Here is a 16,407-nt window from a genome sequence, read left to right on the forward strand (position 1 = left end):
TTATTCATATGGGTAATTTTGCATAAGAAATAATCATAGTCTAAAAAATGTGCAAATATGTGCATAATTTTGGGGTGAATTTTGGCGGGCAATGCGGGATAGCTTTAAAATCCGTTAATTTCCGGGCTCAAGTGAAACTGGCAAGGGGTTTGCATTGAATACATCCGTGGACACGAACAGCACGGAGGCTGACATGAAATTTACCACTAAATTGCGTATCGCAGGGGCGGCGGCATTTATTACTTCTACCGTTTTGACACAATCGGCGTATGCGCAGGAGGAGACAATCAAGGTTGGTGTTCTGCACTCGCTTTCCGGCACTATGGCGATTTCTGAAACAACACTTAAAGACACGGTGTTGATGCTGATCGAACAGCAGAACGCCAAGGGTGGCGTGCTGGGCAAGAAGCTCGAGGCAGTTGTCGTCGACCCGGCTTCTGACTGGCCGCTGTTTGCCGAGAAGGCGCGCGAGCTGCTGACAGTCGACAAGGTCGACGTGATGTTCGGCTGCTGGACTTCAGTGAGCCGCAAGTCGGTTCTTCCGGTGATCGAAGAGCTGAACGGTCTTCTGTTCTACCCGGTTCAGTATGAGGGCGAAGAATCCTCCAAGAACGTCTTCTACACCGGTGCTGCTCCAAACCAGCAGGCAATTCCCGCGACCGATTACTTCCTGGAAGAACTCGGCGTTGAAAAGTTTGCGCTGCTCGGAACTGACTATGTCTATCCGCGCACAACCAACAAGATCCTCGAGCAGTATCTCAAGGACAAGGGCATTGCTGCCGAAGACATTTTCGTCAACTACACGCCTTTCGGTCATTCCGACTGGTCCAAGATTGTTGCTGACGTGGTTGCCCTTGGCGCCGACGGCAAGAAGGTTGGCGTGATCTCGACCATTAATGGCGACGCCAACATCGGCTTCTACAAGGAACTCGCAGCGGCCGGTATCTCGGCGGACGACATTCCGGTCGTGGCCTTCTCCGTCGGTGAAGAAGAGCTTTCCGGTCTCGACACCACCAACCTCGTCGGTCACCTGGCTGCCTGGAACTACTTCCAGTCTGCCGATGTTCCGGTCAATGCCGAATTCATCAAGGAATGGAAGGCATTTGCAGGCGAAGAACGCGTGACCAACGACCCGATGGAAGCCACCTATATCGGCTTCAACATGTGGGTCCAGGCCGTTGAGGCCGCTGGCACCACCGACGTCGATGCGGTTGCAAAGGCCGTGGTCGGGCAGAAAGCTCCGAACCTGACCGGCACGATGGCCGAAATGCTGCCCAACCATCACCTGACCAAGCCGGTTCTGATCGGCGAAATCCAGGCCGATGGCCAGTTTGACATCGTCAGCCAGACAGAGCCTGTCCCAGGCGATGCATGGACCGACTTCCTGCCCGAATCCAAGGTGCTTGAGTCGGACTGGATCGATCTGAAGTGCGGTATGTACAACACCGAGACCAAGACCTGCGTTCAGCTCAATTCCAATTATTGATAACTGACGACAAGGGAAGGGGGCCTCAGGGTCCCCTTCCTGCAGTGTTTTCAAACAATTCCGGTTTTCCATGCTCCGCATCGCACTCATCTTATTCGCCGCGCTGATTGCACTTTCACCCGCCAGTGCGCAGGAGAGTGACCTCAACGCCTTGCTCGAGATACATCGCGCCAAGATCGAAAAGCCTTCGCGCACGACCATCGGCCCTGTTCTCAAAGATCTTGCCGAAAGCCAGTTGCCGGGTGTGGCGGTATTGCTGGAGAAATGGCGTGAGAAGGAATTGTGGCAGCGCGAATCCGACGGGCGGTTCTTCTATGTGGAGAAACGCGACGGCGGCCAGTTGATGCTGATTGATGTCGCGACCGGCGCGGAAGCTGGCGAAGCCGACGAAAACGAACTCGACAATCTCAAGCCAAACAGCGGTGTTCGTGGCGTGATTGCTGCGGTACTTGTCCAGTTCCAGCTTTCTGACCCGGATCCGGAACGCCGCCTGCAGGCGCTGACAGCGCTGGAACGCGATGCCAATGCCTCTCACCTGAGCATCCTGCGTGCCGCGATCGAAACGGAAACAGATCCCGCTATCAAGACGAGGAAAGAACGTCTGCAACGGCTGCTGACCATTCCGTTTGGCAGCGATCAGGCGACACGGGTCGCCGCGATCAAGAGTTTTGCCGGAGATCCCGGAGTGGACGCGCGGGCTGCGCTAAACCCGTTGCTTGCCACAAACGTTGCGGTCTTCGACGCTGCGCCCGAGGGGGTAAATGTTGCCAGATTGCTCACACCCGGTCGCGACATAGAACCGGCGGCGGCCTATCAGTTGCTGGTTGACGAGGGCAAGGCGCGCCCCATCGTGCCGCTGGCCGAGCGCAAGCAAGCGTTGATCGCCAGTATCCAGGACGGAATGGTTGCCGGAATTCCGGTTGCAGAGCTGGTAACGCAGACCGCACGCGATAGGGCCTATCTGGCACTTGCGGCTGCAGGGACTGTGCCGCCGCTGGTGAGTGTCGAGGAACAGCGTTCCGCAATCGCTGATCATGTGTTCGCAGACATCTACACCGAAAAGGATCCGGTGCTAACCACGGCCGCCAGAGAGACGCTCGCCAATATCAGCGGCACCGTGGGCTTCTATCAATTTGTCGATCTGGCGCTGGATGGCCTGTCGCTGGCGTCGATCTACTTCCTGGCCGCGATCGGCCTTGCAATCACCTTCGGGGTGATGGGAGTGATCAACATGGCGCATGGCGAGTTCATCATGATCGGTGCCTACACCGGCTATGTCGTCCAGCAGTATATTCCCAACTACACAGTCTCCATCATCGTCGCTCTACCGCTGGCCTTCGCTGTGGCCTTTCTGGCCGGCGTCGCTCTTGAGCGGCTGGTAATCAGGTATCTCGCGCACCGTCCTCTGGAGACGCTGCTTGCGACCTTCGGGATTTCGATTGCGCTTCAGCAGATCGCCAAGAATATCTTCGGAACGCAAGCCCGACCGCTCACCTCTCCATCCTGGCTGGACGGCGCCTGGGTGCTCAACGACGTGGTGTCGATCAGCTATATCCGGATCGCGATCTTTGTTCTTGCCATCGCCTTCCTTGGCTTGCTGCTTTTCATCCTGAACAAGACCCGGCTCGGGCTCGAGGTCCGGGCGGTGACGCAGAATCCGCGGATGGCGTCCTCGATGGGGATCAAGCCTGACCGCATCAACATGCTGACCTTCGGGCTCGGCTCCGGCATTGCGGGGATCGCAGGCGTTGCCATCGGTCTTTTCGCCAAGGTCACGTCGGAACTTGGCTCCGGTTACATCGTCCAGAGCTTTATGACCGTCGTCGTCGGCGGCGTCGGAAACATCTGGGGCACGCTGGCCGGTGCCGGAATGATCGGTTCGCTGCAAAAGGTGATCGAGTTCTTCAATCCGTCAAACACTTTGGCGGCGCAGACCTACATGATCATCTTCATCATCATTTTCATTCAGTTCCGACCCAAGGGCATTATCGCGCTCAAGGGCCGTGCGGCGGGGGACTAGACCATGCAACGCTCCCTGTTTGCCAGGCAGCCGTCGGTGCTGATCTTCATCGGTCTTCTCGCGGTCTTTACCATTGCGATCACAATCATGTCGGAAGGGTTTGGGCTCGGCATTGTCTCGACGAGCCTGATCAAGATCCTCGGCAAGACCTTGTGCCTTTGCCTTATCGCCATCGCCATGGATTTGGTCTGGGGCTATTGCGGGATCCTGTCGCTGGGGCATTTCGCCTTCTTCGGGCTTGGTGGCTATATGATCGGCATGTGGCTGATGTATGAGCGCACCAAGGACATCGTCATCGCCTCACTCGCCGGCGGGGAATTGCCGCCGACGTCTGAAGAGATCCGCGATGCGATTGGCTCGCAAATCTTCGGTGTCGTGGGTGGCGCTGATATCCCGGCGATCTGGTATTTCGCGGACAGTCTCTATGCGCAGCTGGCCCTGGTGGTTCTGGTGCCGGGGCTTCTGGCGCTGGTTTTCGGCTGGCTCGCTTTCCGCAGCCGCGTGACCGGGGTGTATCTCTCCATCCTCACCCAGGCGATGACACTGGCGCTGGCGCTTTACCTGTTCCAGAACGACAGCGGGTTACGCGGAAACAATGGCCTGTCAGGGCTTCAGAACATCCCCGGTCTGACCGATCTGCCCCAATCGGTGGTCTCGGTCTGGTTTTTCCTGGCGTCCGCTGTTGCGCTCGGTCTGGGCTATATGGTGGCTGCCTGGGTTGTGTCTGGCAAGTTTGGCAATGTTGTCCGCGCCATCCGCGACGACGAAGCCCGCATTCGGTTCATGGGTTACCCGGTGGAGGCCTACAAGCTGGTGGTGTTCACGCTGACCGCAGTGATCGCGGCAATCGCAGGTGCGCTGTACTATCCGCAGGCTGGCATCATCAATCCGGCCGAAATCGCGCCGATCGCCTCGATCTATCTGGCGGTCTGGGTGGCGATCGGCGGGCGCGGGCGGCTTTACGGTGCGGTCATCGGCGCTGCAACGGTGTCGCTGCTGTCGTCGTGGTTCACTGGTGGTCAGGCGCCCAGCATTCCGCTCGGCTTCTACACGATCGACTGGGTTGACTGGTGGCAGGTGCTGCTCGGACTTGGCTTTGTGCTGGTCACCTTGTTTGCGCCTAAAGGCATTGGCGGGCTGTTTGACCGGCTGGTCAGAAAGGAAGCATCATGAGCGCGCTTCTGGAAGTGACCTCGATTTCGGTGTCGTTTGACGGCTTCAAGGCGATCAACAACCTCTCCTTCGAGATCGGCGGGCAGGAGTTGCGCGCCATCATCGGACCCAACGGCGCCGGCAAGACCACCTTCATGGACATCGTCACGGGCAAGACCAAGCCGAACGAGGGCAGGGTGCGCTTTGGCGAGCCGCAGCTCGATCTTCTGCGTTTGTCCGAAAGCCAGATCGCGCGTGCCGGTGTTGGCCGCAAGTTTCAGCGGCCGACAGTGTTCGAGGCACAAAGCGTGCGTGACAACCTGACGATGGCGCTCAGCAATGACCGGCTGCCATTCGCTGTGCTGCGCTACAAGCCATCAAAGGAAGACGGAAACCGGGTGTCAGCACTGGCAGAGGAAATCGGCCTTTCGGCAGAACTTGACCGGACTTCAGGCGAACTGTCCCACGGCCAGAAGCAATGGCTGGAAATCGGCATGTTGCTGGCGCAGGACCCGAAGCTGCTTCTGGTCGATGAACCGGCTGCGGGCATGACGCTGGGCGAACGCGAACACACCACTGACCTGTTGCGCCGGGCTGCGGAAACCCGCGCGGTTGTGGTCGTCGAGCACGATATGGAATTTGTCCGCAGGCTCGATTGCAAGGTGACGGTGCTTCACGAAGGGTCGGTTCTGGCGGAGGGGACGCTTGATCACGTTACCGCCAATTCCGACGTCATTGATGTGTACCTGGGGCGATGACCATGCTGGAAGTTGAAGACCTGACCTTGCATTACGGCCAGTCGCAAATCCTCAAGGGCATCTCGCTGAAAGCCGATGTGGGGCAGGTGACCTGCGTTATGGGCACCAATGGCGTCGGCAAGACCAGCCTCCTGAAGGCCATCTCCGGGGTTCATCAGCGCTCTGGTGGCGACTACACGCTCGCGGGTGAAGCAATCGGGAAACTTGCCCCGTATCAGCTGGCTGCCAAGGGGGTGGGTTATGTGCCGCAGGGCCGCGACATCTTTCCGCTTCTGACAGTGACTGAAAACCTGGAAACCGGGTTTGCCTGCCTGCCGCGCTCCGAGCGCAAGATTCCGGATCATATCTATGAGCTTTTTCCGGTGCTCAAGGACATGCGCAACCGGCGCGGTGGTGATTTGTCTGGCGGCCAGCAGCAGCAGCTCAGCATCGCCCGCGCGCTGATAACAAAGCCCAAATTGCTTCTGCTCGACGAGCCCACCGAAGGCATCCAGCCCAACATCATCCAGCAGATCGGGCGTGTGATCTCGCTGCTTCGTGACGAGGGCACGATGGCGATCGTGCTGGTGGAGCAGTATTTCGAGTTTGCCTATGGTCTGGCTGACAGGTTCTGCGTCATCGAGCGCGGTGAAGTCAAAATGTCCGGCGATCGCGAGAGCCTGAGTAAGGAAACACTTCGAGCTGCGGTTTCGGTTTGAGGAATTGGTGAATTTGGCGGCATGCCCAGGTTTTGGGCGAATGCTGATCTTGCCGAGCAGAGCCTGCCCATTGCAAGTGCATCGAGGTTAATGATCTGGACTTAAAAGGCTGCGAAAGCCGCTTTGGAACGACCCGCCTGAACTGGCACGGTACATGCATTTATAAAAACCAGATCCAGAGGGGATCACAACAACGCTCGAAAAGAGTGCTTTGCCAAAGGCCGTCAGGCAGGAAAACGCAAGTCCCGGATGTACGGACAGCGCCCTGCCTGGCGGTCTTTTCATATTCCGGGGTGAGGATCGGTGATCTGGATCTGCGCGCCAAGGTTTGTTCCCCGGCCCCGGGCGCGGAGTTCAGGGAGTTTGCGGTCAACCACCCAGTCAGTCGTCGCGGCTGCGAGCCAGATCGCAAACAGCGTTACCCATGCCGTCAGCGCGAAAATGCTTGCGCCGGTAACGCCGGCGCCGACAGCACAGCCTCCGGCCAGCATGCCGCCGAAGCCCATGAGGGCTGCGCCGGCGAGATAGCGCCGCATCGAATCTCCTCCCTCAAAGCCCTGCAGTTCAAGTTCGCCGGTTGCCCAGGCTGCAACAAACGCGCCGATGAAAACGCCGGGCACAAGGCCGACGTCGAAATCGATCATTGATCCGGGACGCGAAAGGAACAGCATCAGCGTATCGGCGGAGGGGCCGGTGAAACTCAAGGATTTGAGCTGGACGGGTTCGAAGGCGATCGAGGTCATGGCGCTGGTGAACAACCAGGCCAGCGGAATGCAGGCGCCAACAGCGAAGGCCGCAATGGTCTTCCAGATCCCGATCCTGCGCCATATCGCCAGTGAGAGGCTTGCCAGAAGGCCGATTACGACCGCTGCGGAGGCTACCCAGTCCGGGATGCCTGACATCGCCAGGAGGTCGTTCGATCCGATGGTCAGTGTTGTCAGCGGTGCTGCCAGCGCATCCCGCACAGGGGAGAGGAAACCGTGCAGACTGGCCTGCGCCACAACCGCGAAGACGAGGCCCGAGAGCAGGGCGCGGAGGTTTCCTGTGGCGGAAAGCACCAGAAGCCGTGAGGAGCAGCCGCGCGCGAGCACCATGCCGGTGCCAAACAGCAAGCCGCCAAGAGCGGCACCCGACAGGCTTTGCGGGGAGGCCAGTTGCCGCGCTTCGGTGGCGGTGAACATATCCAGAGACGTCAGCAGCATCGTGCCGGCAATGGCGGTCGAGAACACGATCAGCCAGATTGCCATCTTGCCGCCAATCTGGCCACGGGAGAACTCAACGGCAGCCGCGCGCAGACAGAAACGGCTCTGTTGCGCGAAACCGCCAAATATTGCACCAATGACCGCGCCGCCAATGAGAAGCGTCACATTGTCGCCGAAACGGTCAGCAAGCAGTTCAAGGTTCATGGTATTACCCCCGTGAGACCAAGAACGCCGATTTCAGCCAAGAGGCATTGACCTGGGTCAAGACAAAGGCAAATATTCATATAAATCTATATGGGAGAAAAATCATGGCACCGCTCAACCTGAAGCGACGCACACTCTTGCAGGCCGGCATGGCAGCTGCGGCAACCGCAATGATGCCGATGGGGTTGCGTCAGGCCAATGCAATCGAGATCGGCGACGCGGTGTTGACCAGCGTCAGCGACGGCAACCTTGTACTGCCGGTCAGCTTCTCGTTTCCGGATGCACCGCAGGATGAGCTGATGGCGCTGCTGGTCAAGAACGGATTGGCGACCGATACTCTGCTGCCTGATTGCAATGTTCCGATTCTGAAAACCGCTGACCGGCTGATCATGTTCGATGTTGGCGCGGGCGCGAACTTCATGCCGTCTGCTGGCAAGCTTATCGACAACATGGCAGATGCGGGCTTCGATCCGGCTGATGTTACGGACGTTGTCTTCACCCATGGCCATCCCGACCATCTTTGGGGGCTGGTTGATGATTTTGATGAGGTCGTCTTCAGCAATGCCCGCTTCCACATGGGCCGGACGGAGTGGGAATTCTGGCGCAATCCCGGAACGATTGACGCCATGCCGGAAGAGCGCAAGACCTTCGCGGTTGGCGCGCAGAACCGGCTGGCGTTTCTTGAAGACACGATCAACCTGTTCGAGCCTGGCGCCGAAGTGTTGCCGGGTATCGAAGCCGTCGACACGTCAGGGCATACGCCCGGTCACATGTCGTTCATGATCCATGGCGGGTCGGACCCGCTGCTGATTGCCGGTGACGCAATGACCCATTTTGCGATTTCGTTCGAGTATCCCGCATGGCCGACAGGGTCGGATCAGGATCCGGAAAAGGGCGCGGCCACAAGGCTCAGGTTGCTCGACCGGCTTGCGACCGACAAGGCATCGCTTACGGGTTACCACCTTCCCGAGCCCGGTGAAGGAAAGGTCGAACGGGAAGGCTCGGCTTACCGCTTCGTGGCTGCGGGCTGAGCTTTTGCCAGGGTCTTGGGGGCGCGCCAATCAGCGATAAAGCTGAACGGCGTGCCTTCGACAAGCATGCCGAGCCCCATCCGGGCACCGGCTGCGATTGAGATCATCACGATAGGTGCTGAAATCGCCATAACGGAGAAGGCGCTGACGCCCTGTCCAATGGTGCAGCCGAGTGCGAAAACGCCTCCGGTTCCCATCATAAAAGCGCCAAGCAGATGGCGGCTGAGTTCGCGCGCATCATCACAGGCTTCCCAGCGCATGTCGTCGGAACGGAACGCAGACACTGCCGCCCCGAGGAAGACGCCAACGACGAGGCCTACGCCGTAATCGGGCAGTTCTCCGGTGACTGTGATGATCTGAAGGATGGTTTCGCCGACCGGCATGACAAAGGATCCGGCTTCGATCTGAACCGGATGGTAGGCCAGTGCCGCATAATTGCTGGTGATGACCCAGCCGGCTGCGATGCAGAGGCCGATGACAATGCCCGCTATCAACCGTTTGCGGTCAGCGCGGAAACTGGCCGATTTGAATACCCACCAGAGGCCGGCCGCGCCAACCAGCAGCGCGATAGGCAGAGCGATGTCTAGGCCGGTTACGCGGGACAGCAATGTGCCTGCGGATTGTCCGCCAAAGCGCGTGAGGTCAATCGACAGCGGATCAAGAAGGGCTGCGCGAACGTGGGCGGTGACGCCGCGCTGGGCGGCAAGTGCCGCAAGCCCAAGTCCGGTGAGGACCACAAGCGCGCGCAGGTTGCCTCCACCCAGCCGGACAAGTGCGCCAAAGCCGCAGGTGCCGACCAGTGCCATGCCGACGCCGAACATCAGTCCGCCGACAATTGCGCCGGCAAGCGGCAGCGGTTCAGTCAGATAGAAGGATTTCTCGATGGTGACGAGACCAGCTGCACTGAGCAGTTGTGTGGCGATGAGGGCTGTGAAGGCGGCCAGCGCCCAGGCCCGCAGCGGACGGTCGTCACCTGCATACCAATGGCGTTCGAGTGCCGCCATTGTACAAAAATGGCTTCGTCTCGCGGCATATCCGATGACCGCACCGACCAGGCAGCCCGAAAGCGCCAATACCCATCCTGAATCCATCATGATGGTCATCTCCTCCCGTTGGCCAAGGTTCGATCCCGGTCTTGTTGTTGCGAACTTACGGCCCGGCACAACGCAATGCAAGCAAGGCGTGCCTGTTTCAGTTTGTGCGATCAGGCGGATCGCACAGCAGTTGATAAAGCGAGATCACCACGGCCGAGACTTCCGGGCTGGTGATCGAATAATGGATGATACGGCCTTCGCGGCGGGTGCTGACCAGATGATCAAAACGCAGCCGGGCCAGTTGCTGTGAAACGGCAGCCTGCGGCAGCTCGAGCAATTGCTCGAGTTCGGAGACCGATTTCTCGCTTTCCGACAAAAGCCAGAGAATCAGCAGCCGTGTTTCGTGGGACAGTGCCTTGAGAACGTCGCTCGCCTTGCGGGCCTGGCCGGCGAGGAGGGTGATGTCCTGCCCGTTGAAGTCCGGGGCCCTGAAGTCCTCGCCCTTGAAATCTTGACCCGTGAAATCCTGGCTGGGCGGCAGGTCGATCGTCATGGTTCCAGCTTTGAAAGCATGTCGTCTACAAGTGCCCAAAAGAACTGATCGCCGGGATATCCACGTATCCGTGCAACCTCGCGGCCGTCATCGACCAGCACGAACGTCGGCGTGAACCGTTCAATCGGAATGCCGGCCAGATCGGCGGGGATATCGCCGTGAATGTTGACGCGGCGCAGTGGGGCGCGCTTGCCCTGTTCGGTTTTCGGCCAGGCTGGCGCGATTTCTTCGTTGAACCGTTTGCACCAGACGCAGCCGGGCTGCTCGAACATGACCATTTCTGCTGCCATGACTGGAGCTGACAGGCCTATGAAGAAGGCCAGTGCAGCCGCGTAAACTGAGGTCATAACGCCGGTCCGTTCATTGAAATTAGTGATTGCAATATATATGCAAATTTGCATATCTTGCAACCGCATTGTGATTGATCCTGGGTCGTGGGAGGCCCGATGCAGAAACATATGTAGGTGTTTTTGTGCAGTTGACATCGCATGAGAGAAACCGGCAAGCAGCAAACCAATGAGGAGGGCGGCGGCTCTAAGTCTTGATAGACGGCAAGCGTCGCAGGGGAGAACACAAAAATGATCGATGTCGGGTATGGCGCCGCTTTTTTGGCCGGATTGCTGTCCTTTTTCTCGCCCTGCGTGTTGCCGATCGTGCCGCCTTATCTGGCCTATCTCGCCGGCATGAGCTTCAATGAAGTCAAGAATGCAGATGCGGACAGTGTGGCCTCGCGCCGAATCGCGCTGGCCTCGATTGCCTTTGTTCTGGGCTTCAGCACCGTCTTTGTGTCGCTTGGTGCGACGGCCAGCCTGATTGGCCAGTCAGTGGCGCGGTACTTTGATGTCCTGGCGATCGTTGCCGGTGTTCTGATTCTGCTGATGGGTTTGCATTTCCTTGGCGTGTTCCGATTCGCGCTGCTTTATCGCGAAGCGCGTGTTCAGGTTGAGCGCAAGCCGGCCGGCATGGTCGGCGCCTACGTCATGGGTCTGGCATTTGCCTTTGGCTGGACACCCTGCGTGGGGCCGATCCTGGCTGCGATCCTTTTCATGGCTGCGGCCAAGGAAAGTGCGGGGCAGGGCGCGCTGCTTCTGGGGCTATATGCGCTTGGAATTGGGATACCCTTTGTCGTTGCAGGGTTTTTCGCGAGCCGTTTCATCCGGTTTTCGACGCGGATAAAGAAACATATGGCTGTTATCGAAAAGGCCATGGGCGTACTTCTGGTGATAACAGGCATCCTGTTCATGACCGGTCAAATGTCCCGGATCGCGCAATGGCTGCTTGAGATGTTTCCCGCATTCGCTACGATTGGATAGGAGAAGTACCATGATCAGACGTGCGATTTTTGCATTTGCCGCGCTTGCTGCCTTTTCAGTTCACGCTTGGTCATCCGAGATCGGCGAGGACGGGCTGCACAAGGAAGACTGGTTTGCGCTCACCTTCCGCGATGTTGCCGAAGACATCGTCACGGCCAAGGAAGAAGGCAAGCGGCTGGTGATGATATTCGAGCAGCGCGGGTGTATCTATTGCGCCAAGATGCACGAGGACCTGCTGTCAGACCCGGAAGTTTCAGACTTCATCAAGGCCAACTACAAGGTCGTTCAGTACAACATGTTTGGCGATGAGGAAGTCACCGATCTCGACGGCGAAGTGCTGACGGAAAAGACCGCAGCGCGCAAATGGGGGTATGTTTTTACACCGACGCTGGTGTTCCTGCCGGACGAAGTGCCGGAAGGCAAGACCGTGGCGGAGGCAGCAGTTGCGACCATGCCGGGTGCGTTTGGAAAGTGGACGTTCCTCAACATGTTCAAATGGGTAGCTGAAAAGGGCTATGAGGGCGATGAGCACTTTCAGAAGTACCATGCCCGAATTATTAACGATTTGCGTGCACAGGGTCGTCTTGACGCTGAATAGGTTGTGTTAGTGAACACATTCAAGAAATCATATTTTTGCATTGATTGTGTTGTAAAGTATGAGTATCGTGGAATCGGAGCGGATCCGGACTTTTGTGTCCGGTCAATCGGAGGAGGGAACGCCAGATGACAAGGCGCCAGATGACAAGGCGAATGAAATTTACATTGGGGGCAGTAGCGGCGGTTGCGTTGTCGACTGCAGCTTTTGCGAGCGAAGTTGCGCCTGACGCGGTAGAGTTCACCGATGACGGTGTGACTGCATCATTGACCGGTGTTGCGGGTGATCCCGTTGCCGGCGCAGAAGCCTTCAAGAGTCGCAAGCTTGGCAATTGCCTGGCGTGCCACGTCAATGCCGACATGTCGGGCGAACTTTTCCAGGGCAACGTAGGTCCTGCGCTCGATGGCGTGGCATCACGCTGGGATGAGCCTCAGCTCAGGGCGATTGTGGCGAACTCGAAGGCCGTCTTTACCGAAGCAACAGTCATGCCCGGCTTTTACTCTCTCAAGGTCGGTGCGCATGTGGCAGAGGATTTTCAAGGCAAGACCATCCTGACTGCGCAGCAGGTCGAGGATGTCGTTGCCTATCTCGGCACACTCAAGGAATAATCTGGAGCAAAGGAGCTCGAAGCCAATGAATTTCACAAGACGACACGTCTTAGGACTGACAGCGGGTGCGGCCGTATTTGCCGTCGCTGGTGCGCGAATTTCGCCGGCTCTGGCGTCCGCGGAAGAAGCTGAAAAGATGATCATGGAGTTTTCGGGCGGGGCGACCCCGGGCGAAGGCAAGATCTCATTGAACACGCCGGAAATTGCCGAGAACGGCAACACAGTGCCGGTTTCCGTCACTGTCGAAAGCGCCATGGAAGGCGATGATCTCGTCGAGTCGGTTATCATCTTTGCTGATGGAAACCCGAGTCCGGCGGTTGCCACCTTTCATTTCACCGAAATGAGCGGTGAAGCTCTCGCAACAACCCGTATCCGGCTTGCCAAGACCCAGAACGTCATCGCGGTTGCGAAGATGAAAGACGGTTCGGTCTTCATGGACAAGAAGCAGGTCAAGGTAACCATCGGCGGCTGCGGCGGCTGAGGCAGGACAGGATTTAGGAAAATGGCATCAAAACCACGCATCAAGGTGCCCAAGTCGGCTTCGGCCGGTGAGGTGATCACCATCAAGACGCTGATCAGCCACGAGATGGAATCTGGCCAGCGCAAGGACAAGGATGGCAATCCCATCCCGCGTCAGATCATCAACAAGTTCACCTGTACCTTCGAAGGGCAACTGGTGTTCGAATGCGATCTGGATCCGGCGATTTCCGCCAATCCCTATTTCGAGTTCAATGCAAAGGTGCCCACCAGCGGGACCTTCGTGTTCACCTGGCTCGATGATGACGGGTCGGTCTACGAGGCCGAGGCACCGATCGAAGTCAAATAACTTTGGGAGGGATCCTGAGCGGGAGGAGGCTCCTGCAAAGGGAAATCCCGGGAGGACGGAGACTGTTATGAAAAGACTTTTGATAGCCGGTGTCGTGTTGGCGGCCGTCTTTGCGGGGGCTGGTCCGGTTATGGCCGACCCCGTGGACGATACACTCGAAATCGACGGCATTCCGATCACAACACGGACAGCGTCACCTGAAGGACATCCCTTCGACGAGGTGTACTCAGGCTGGCTTTTCCGTGAGCCAGAAACCCGTGACGCAGAACGTGACAGCATTGAAAACCCCGGCATGATCGCTGTTGAAGACGGCGAAGTGCTTTGGAGCAAGGTCGAAGGCACTGCCGGAAAATCCTGCGCGAGCTGCCATGGCGATGCTGCGGAAAGCATGAAAGGCATCGGAGCCCACTTCCCGAAATGGGATGCGGATTCCAAAAAGCCGATCAATGTCGAGCTGCAGATCAACAAGTGTCGCACCGAGCAGATGGGCGCGGAAGCGCTTCCGTTCAACAAGGGTGGCCAGCAGGAACTGACAGCCTACATCAAGTATCAGTCGCTCGGCATGCCGGTCGAACTCGATCTTACGCAGGGCGACATGCAGTCTTGGTGGGAAAAGGGCAAGGACGTCTACTACACCCGTACGGGTCAGTTGAACCTCGCCTGCGCAAGCTGCCACGAAACGGCTATGGGCAAGTTCATCCGGGCTGACCATTTGAGCCAAGGGCAGGTCAACGGCTTCCCGACATATCGTCTGAAAAGCGGTCTGACTTCCCTGCATCAGCGGTTCCGCGGCTGTATCCGCGATACTCGCGCCGAGCAGCCAAAGGCATTCTCGGACGATCTGATGGCGCTTGAAACCTATGTGACTTGGCGCGGTACCGGCCTTTCGGTCGAGACCCCGTCTGTTCGCCAGTAGATGACGACTTGCCGGAGGCGTCTCGACGCCTCCGGCCCCAAACAGAAGCGCGTCGTACCAGACCCGCCTTGGCAGCTGAAATGCTGAGCATTACGCGATAACCGGTCGTCAGATCGAAACGACTTGAAGAGTTTTGCGTTAACGAATTGAAATTAAAAGAAAATACGGATTCTGGCGGTTGCTGGAGCGAGTTCGCTTGTCCGTTTTTCACCCGAATGGAGAGTGGGATGCATACCAGGCGAGATTTTCTGCAATATGCGCTGAATGCTGGTTTTGTGCTTGGTGCCGCCGGATTGGGCGCAAACCCGTCGCGCGCGCTGGCGCAGCAGAAGTTGACGCAGGATGATCTGCTCAAGTTCGATTCCAAGGGGCAGGTGACACTGCTGCATTTCACCGACTGTCATGCGCAGCTCAAGCCCGTGTTCTTCCGGCCGCCGGACACCAATATCGGCGTTGGCGACTATGCCGGCGTGCCGCCGCATCTGGTGGCGGAAGAGTTTCTCAACTATTTCGATATTCAGAAGGGCAGTCCTTACGCATATGCCCACACGATGGTCGATTACGTCGATCTGGCCCGGACCTACGGTAAGCTTGGCGGGCTTGATCGCACGGCGACACTGGTCAAGGCGATCCGCGCCGACCGCGGCGATGACAAGGTTCTGTTTCTTGATGGCGGCGACACCTGGCAGGGGTCCTACACGTCGTTGAAGACCAACGGTATGGACATGGTCGAGTGCATGAAGCTGCTCAAGCCCGATGCGATGACCGGGCACTGGGAGTTTACGCTCGGCCAGGATCGTTTCCTGGAACTGGTCGATGCGATGGGATACCCGTTCCTGGCTTCCAACATTTTCGATGCCGAGTGGGATGAACCTGCCTTTGAGCCGACCGCCTATTTCGAGCGTGGGGGGGTGAAGGTGGCGGTTATCGGTCAGGCGATGCCTTATACGCCAATCGCCAACCCGAGCTGGATGTTCCCGAAATGGTCGTTCGGCATCCGCCCCGAAGTGCTGCAGGCCAATGTCGATGCGGCGCGCGAGGAAGGTGCCGAAGTGGTGGTGCTGTTGTCTCACAATGGCTTCGACGTTGATCGCAAGCTTGCCGGTGTTGTCAGCGGACTGGATGTGATCGTTACAGGCCACACCCATGATGCCACTCCGTTCGCGCTTGAAGTCGAGGGCACATTGCTGATGTCATCGGGATCGCACGGCAAGTATCTGGGCCGTATCGACCTTGATGTGAAGGATGGCAAGGTCGCGGGTTACAGCTCGACCCTGATCCCGGTGTTTGCCGATGTGATCACGCCTGACCCCGAGATGGCCGCCAAGATTGCGGAAGTTCGCGCTCCTTACGAGGAAGAGACGCAGCGGGTGATCGGCCGCACGGACAGCCTTCTTTATCGCCGTGGCAATTTCAACGGCACCTGGGACGACCTGATCTGTCAGGGCATCATGGAAGAGCGCGACACCGAGATTTCGCTGTCGCCCGGTTTCCGCTGGGGCACGACGCTGCTTCCGGGCGCCGATATCACTATTGACGATCTCTATACCGAAACCTCGATGAGCTATCCGTCGGTCTACCGGCTGGAGTTCACCGGAGCGCAGCTCAAGGACATCATGGAAGATGTCTGCGACAACCTGTTCAACAAGGATCCTTTCCTGCAGCAGGGCGGCGACATGGTCCGTGTCGGCGGGTTCAGCTACGCCTGCACGCCTGAAGCCGGAATGGGTGACAGAATTACCGACATGCGGCTTACCGGCAGCGGTGAGCTGCTCGAGGCCGACAAGACCTACATGGTCGGCGGCTGGGCGTCGGTCAACGAAGGGGTCGAAGGCCCCGCGATCTACGACCTGATGGAAACCTACATCACCAAGAAATCAGTGGTTACGCTGGATCCCGACGCTGCGGCGGTTCGGGTGATCCGGTGAAACTGATTGGTACTGAAAGGCCGGGTATCAAACCCACGGCGATGACGACGGAGACAACAATGCAGATGCTGGACAGGCGCAAC

General features: G+C 58.1%; 17 protein-coding genes. 13 read left to right on the forward strand and 4 right to left on the reverse strand.

Annotated features, from left to right (window positions below):
- Positions 1–193 precede the first annotated feature (193 nt).
- The 5 genes from urtA to urtE all read left to right on the forward strand — a co-directional run bounded on the left by urtA (position 194) and on the right by urtE (position 6,114).
- Positions 194–1,486 carry an urea ABC transporter substrate-binding protein gene (gene urtA / locus WNZ14_RS11135; protein WP_342868721.1) on the forward strand — a complete coding sequence of 431 codons (1,293 nt, stop codon included), beginning with the start codon at positions 194–196 and terminating at the stop codon, positions 1,484–1,486.
- Between the two features lie 70 nt (positions 1,487–1,556).
- Complete coding sequence (gene urtB, locus WNZ14_RS11140) at positions 1,557–3,506, forward strand: urea ABC transporter permease subunit UrtB (RefSeq protein ID WP_342868722.1); 1,950 nt, start codon at positions 1,557–1,559, stop codon at positions 3,504–3,506.
- 3 nt (positions 3,507–3,509) lie between these two features.
- Positions 3,510–4,679: an urea ABC transporter permease subunit UrtC gene (gene urtC, locus WNZ14_RS11145; protein ID WP_342868723.1), complete on the forward strand. Its 1,170-nt coding sequence runs from the start codon at positions 3,510–3,512 to the stop codon at positions 4,677–4,679.
- Positions 4,676–5,416, forward strand: a complete 741-nt coding sequence (gene urtD / locus WNZ14_RS11150; RefSeq protein WP_342868724.1) for an urea ABC transporter ATP-binding protein UrtD — start codon at positions 4,676–4,678, stop codon at positions 5,414–5,416. The genes urtC and urtD overlap by 4 nt, the downstream gene beginning before the upstream one ends.
- Positions 5,417–5,418: 2 nt before the next feature.
- Positions 5,419–6,114: an urea ABC transporter ATP-binding subunit UrtE gene (urtE, locus tag WNZ14_RS11155; protein ID WP_342868725.1), complete on the forward strand. Its 696-nt coding sequence runs from the start codon at positions 5,419–5,421 to the stop codon at positions 6,112–6,114.
- A gap of 281 nt (positions 6,115–6,395) precedes the next feature.
- On the opposite strand, the gene WNZ14_RS11160 is transcribed toward urtE, so the two are convergent.
- Positions 6,396–7,520: a YeeE/YedE family protein gene (locus tag WNZ14_RS11160; RefSeq protein WP_342868726.1), complete on the reverse strand. Its 1,125-nt coding sequence runs from the start codon at positions 7,518–7,520 to the stop codon at positions 6,396–6,398.
- A gap of 104 nt (positions 7,521–7,624) precedes the next feature.
- On the opposite strand from WNZ14_RS11160, the gene WNZ14_RS11165 reads away from it, so the two are divergent.
- Positions 7,625–8,551, forward strand: a complete 927-nt coding sequence (locus WNZ14_RS11165) for an MBL fold metallo-hydrolase (RefSeq protein ID WP_342868727.1) — start codon at positions 7,625–7,627, stop codon at positions 8,549–8,551.
- Here WNZ14_RS11165 and WNZ14_RS11170 read toward each other — a convergent pair.
- From WNZ14_RS11170 to WNZ14_RS11180, 3 genes are all read right to left on the reverse strand, one after another.
- The gene (locus tag WNZ14_RS11170; protein WP_342868728.1) at positions 8,527–9,645 is read right to left on the reverse strand and encodes a YeeE/YedE family protein; all 1,119 of its coding nucleotides are present in this window, start codon (positions 9,643–9,645) and stop codon (positions 8,527–8,529) included. The genes WNZ14_RS11165 and WNZ14_RS11170 overlap by 25 nt on opposite strands.
- 97 nt (positions 9,646–9,742) lie before the next feature.
- The gene (locus WNZ14_RS11175; protein ID WP_342868729.1) at positions 9,743–10,138 is read right to left on the reverse strand and encodes a metalloregulator ArsR/SmtB family transcription factor; all 396 of its coding nucleotides are present in this window, start codon (positions 10,136–10,138) and stop codon (positions 9,743–9,745) included.
- Positions 10,135–10,485, reverse strand: coding sequence for a transcriptional regulator (locus tag WNZ14_RS11180; protein WP_342868730.1), 351 nt, complete (start codon positions 10,483–10,485; stop codon positions 10,135–10,137). The genes WNZ14_RS11175 and WNZ14_RS11180 overlap by 4 nt, the downstream gene beginning before the upstream one ends.
- 231 nt (positions 10,486–10,716) lie before the next feature.
- On the opposite strand from WNZ14_RS11180, the gene WNZ14_RS11185 reads away from it, so the two are divergent.
- The 7 genes from WNZ14_RS11185 to soxB all read left to right on the forward strand — a co-directional run bounded on the left by WNZ14_RS11185 (position 10,717) and on the right by soxB (position 16,324).
- Positions 10,717–11,451 carry a cytochrome c biogenesis protein CcdA gene (locus tag WNZ14_RS11185; protein ID WP_342868731.1) on the forward strand — a complete coding sequence of 245 codons (735 nt, stop codon included), beginning with the start codon at positions 10,717–10,719 and terminating at the stop codon, positions 11,449–11,451.
- Positions 11,452–11,461: 10 nt separating this feature from the next.
- Positions 11,462–12,049: a thioredoxin family protein gene (locus tag WNZ14_RS11190; RefSeq protein ID WP_342868732.1), complete on the forward strand. Its 588-nt coding sequence runs from the start codon at positions 11,462–11,464 to the stop codon at positions 12,047–12,049.
- Between the two features lie 152 nt (positions 12,050–12,201).
- The gene (gene soxX / locus WNZ14_RS11195; RefSeq protein ID WP_342868733.1) at positions 12,202–12,654 is read left to right on the forward strand and encodes a sulfur oxidation c-type cytochrome SoxX; all 453 of its coding nucleotides are present in this window, start codon (positions 12,202–12,204) and stop codon (positions 12,652–12,654) included.
- A 25-nt stretch (positions 12,655–12,679) separates the two neighbouring features.
- Positions 12,680–13,135 (forward strand): thiosulfate oxidation carrier protein SoxY, encoded by a 456-nt coding sequence (soxY, locus tag WNZ14_RS11200; RefSeq protein WP_342868734.1) that lies wholly within the window; start codon positions 12,680–12,682, stop codon positions 13,133–13,135.
- Positions 13,136–13,156: 21 nt separating this feature from the next.
- Positions 13,157–13,480 (forward strand): thiosulfate oxidation carrier complex protein SoxZ, encoded by a 324-nt coding sequence (gene soxZ / locus WNZ14_RS11205; protein ID WP_342868735.1) that lies wholly within the window; start codon positions 13,157–13,159, stop codon positions 13,478–13,480.
- 67 nt (positions 13,481–13,547) lie between these two features.
- Positions 13,548–14,396 (forward strand): sulfur oxidation c-type cytochrome SoxA, encoded by an 849-nt coding sequence (soxA, locus tag WNZ14_RS11210; RefSeq protein ID WP_342868736.1) that lies wholly within the window; start codon positions 13,548–13,550, stop codon positions 14,394–14,396.
- A 227-nt stretch (positions 14,397–14,623) separates the two neighbouring features.
- Positions 14,624–16,324 (forward strand): thiosulfohydrolase SoxB, encoded by a 1,701-nt coding sequence (gene soxB, locus WNZ14_RS11215; protein ID WP_342868737.1) that lies wholly within the window; start codon positions 14,624–14,626, stop codon positions 16,322–16,324.
- The last annotated feature ends 83 nt before the right edge of the window (positions 16,325–16,407 follow it).

The sequence above is a fragment of the Hoeflea sp. AS60 genome (genome assembly GCF_038900115.1).
Lineage (GTDB): Bacteria > Pseudomonadota > Alphaproteobacteria > Rhizobiales > Rhizobiaceae > Hoeflea.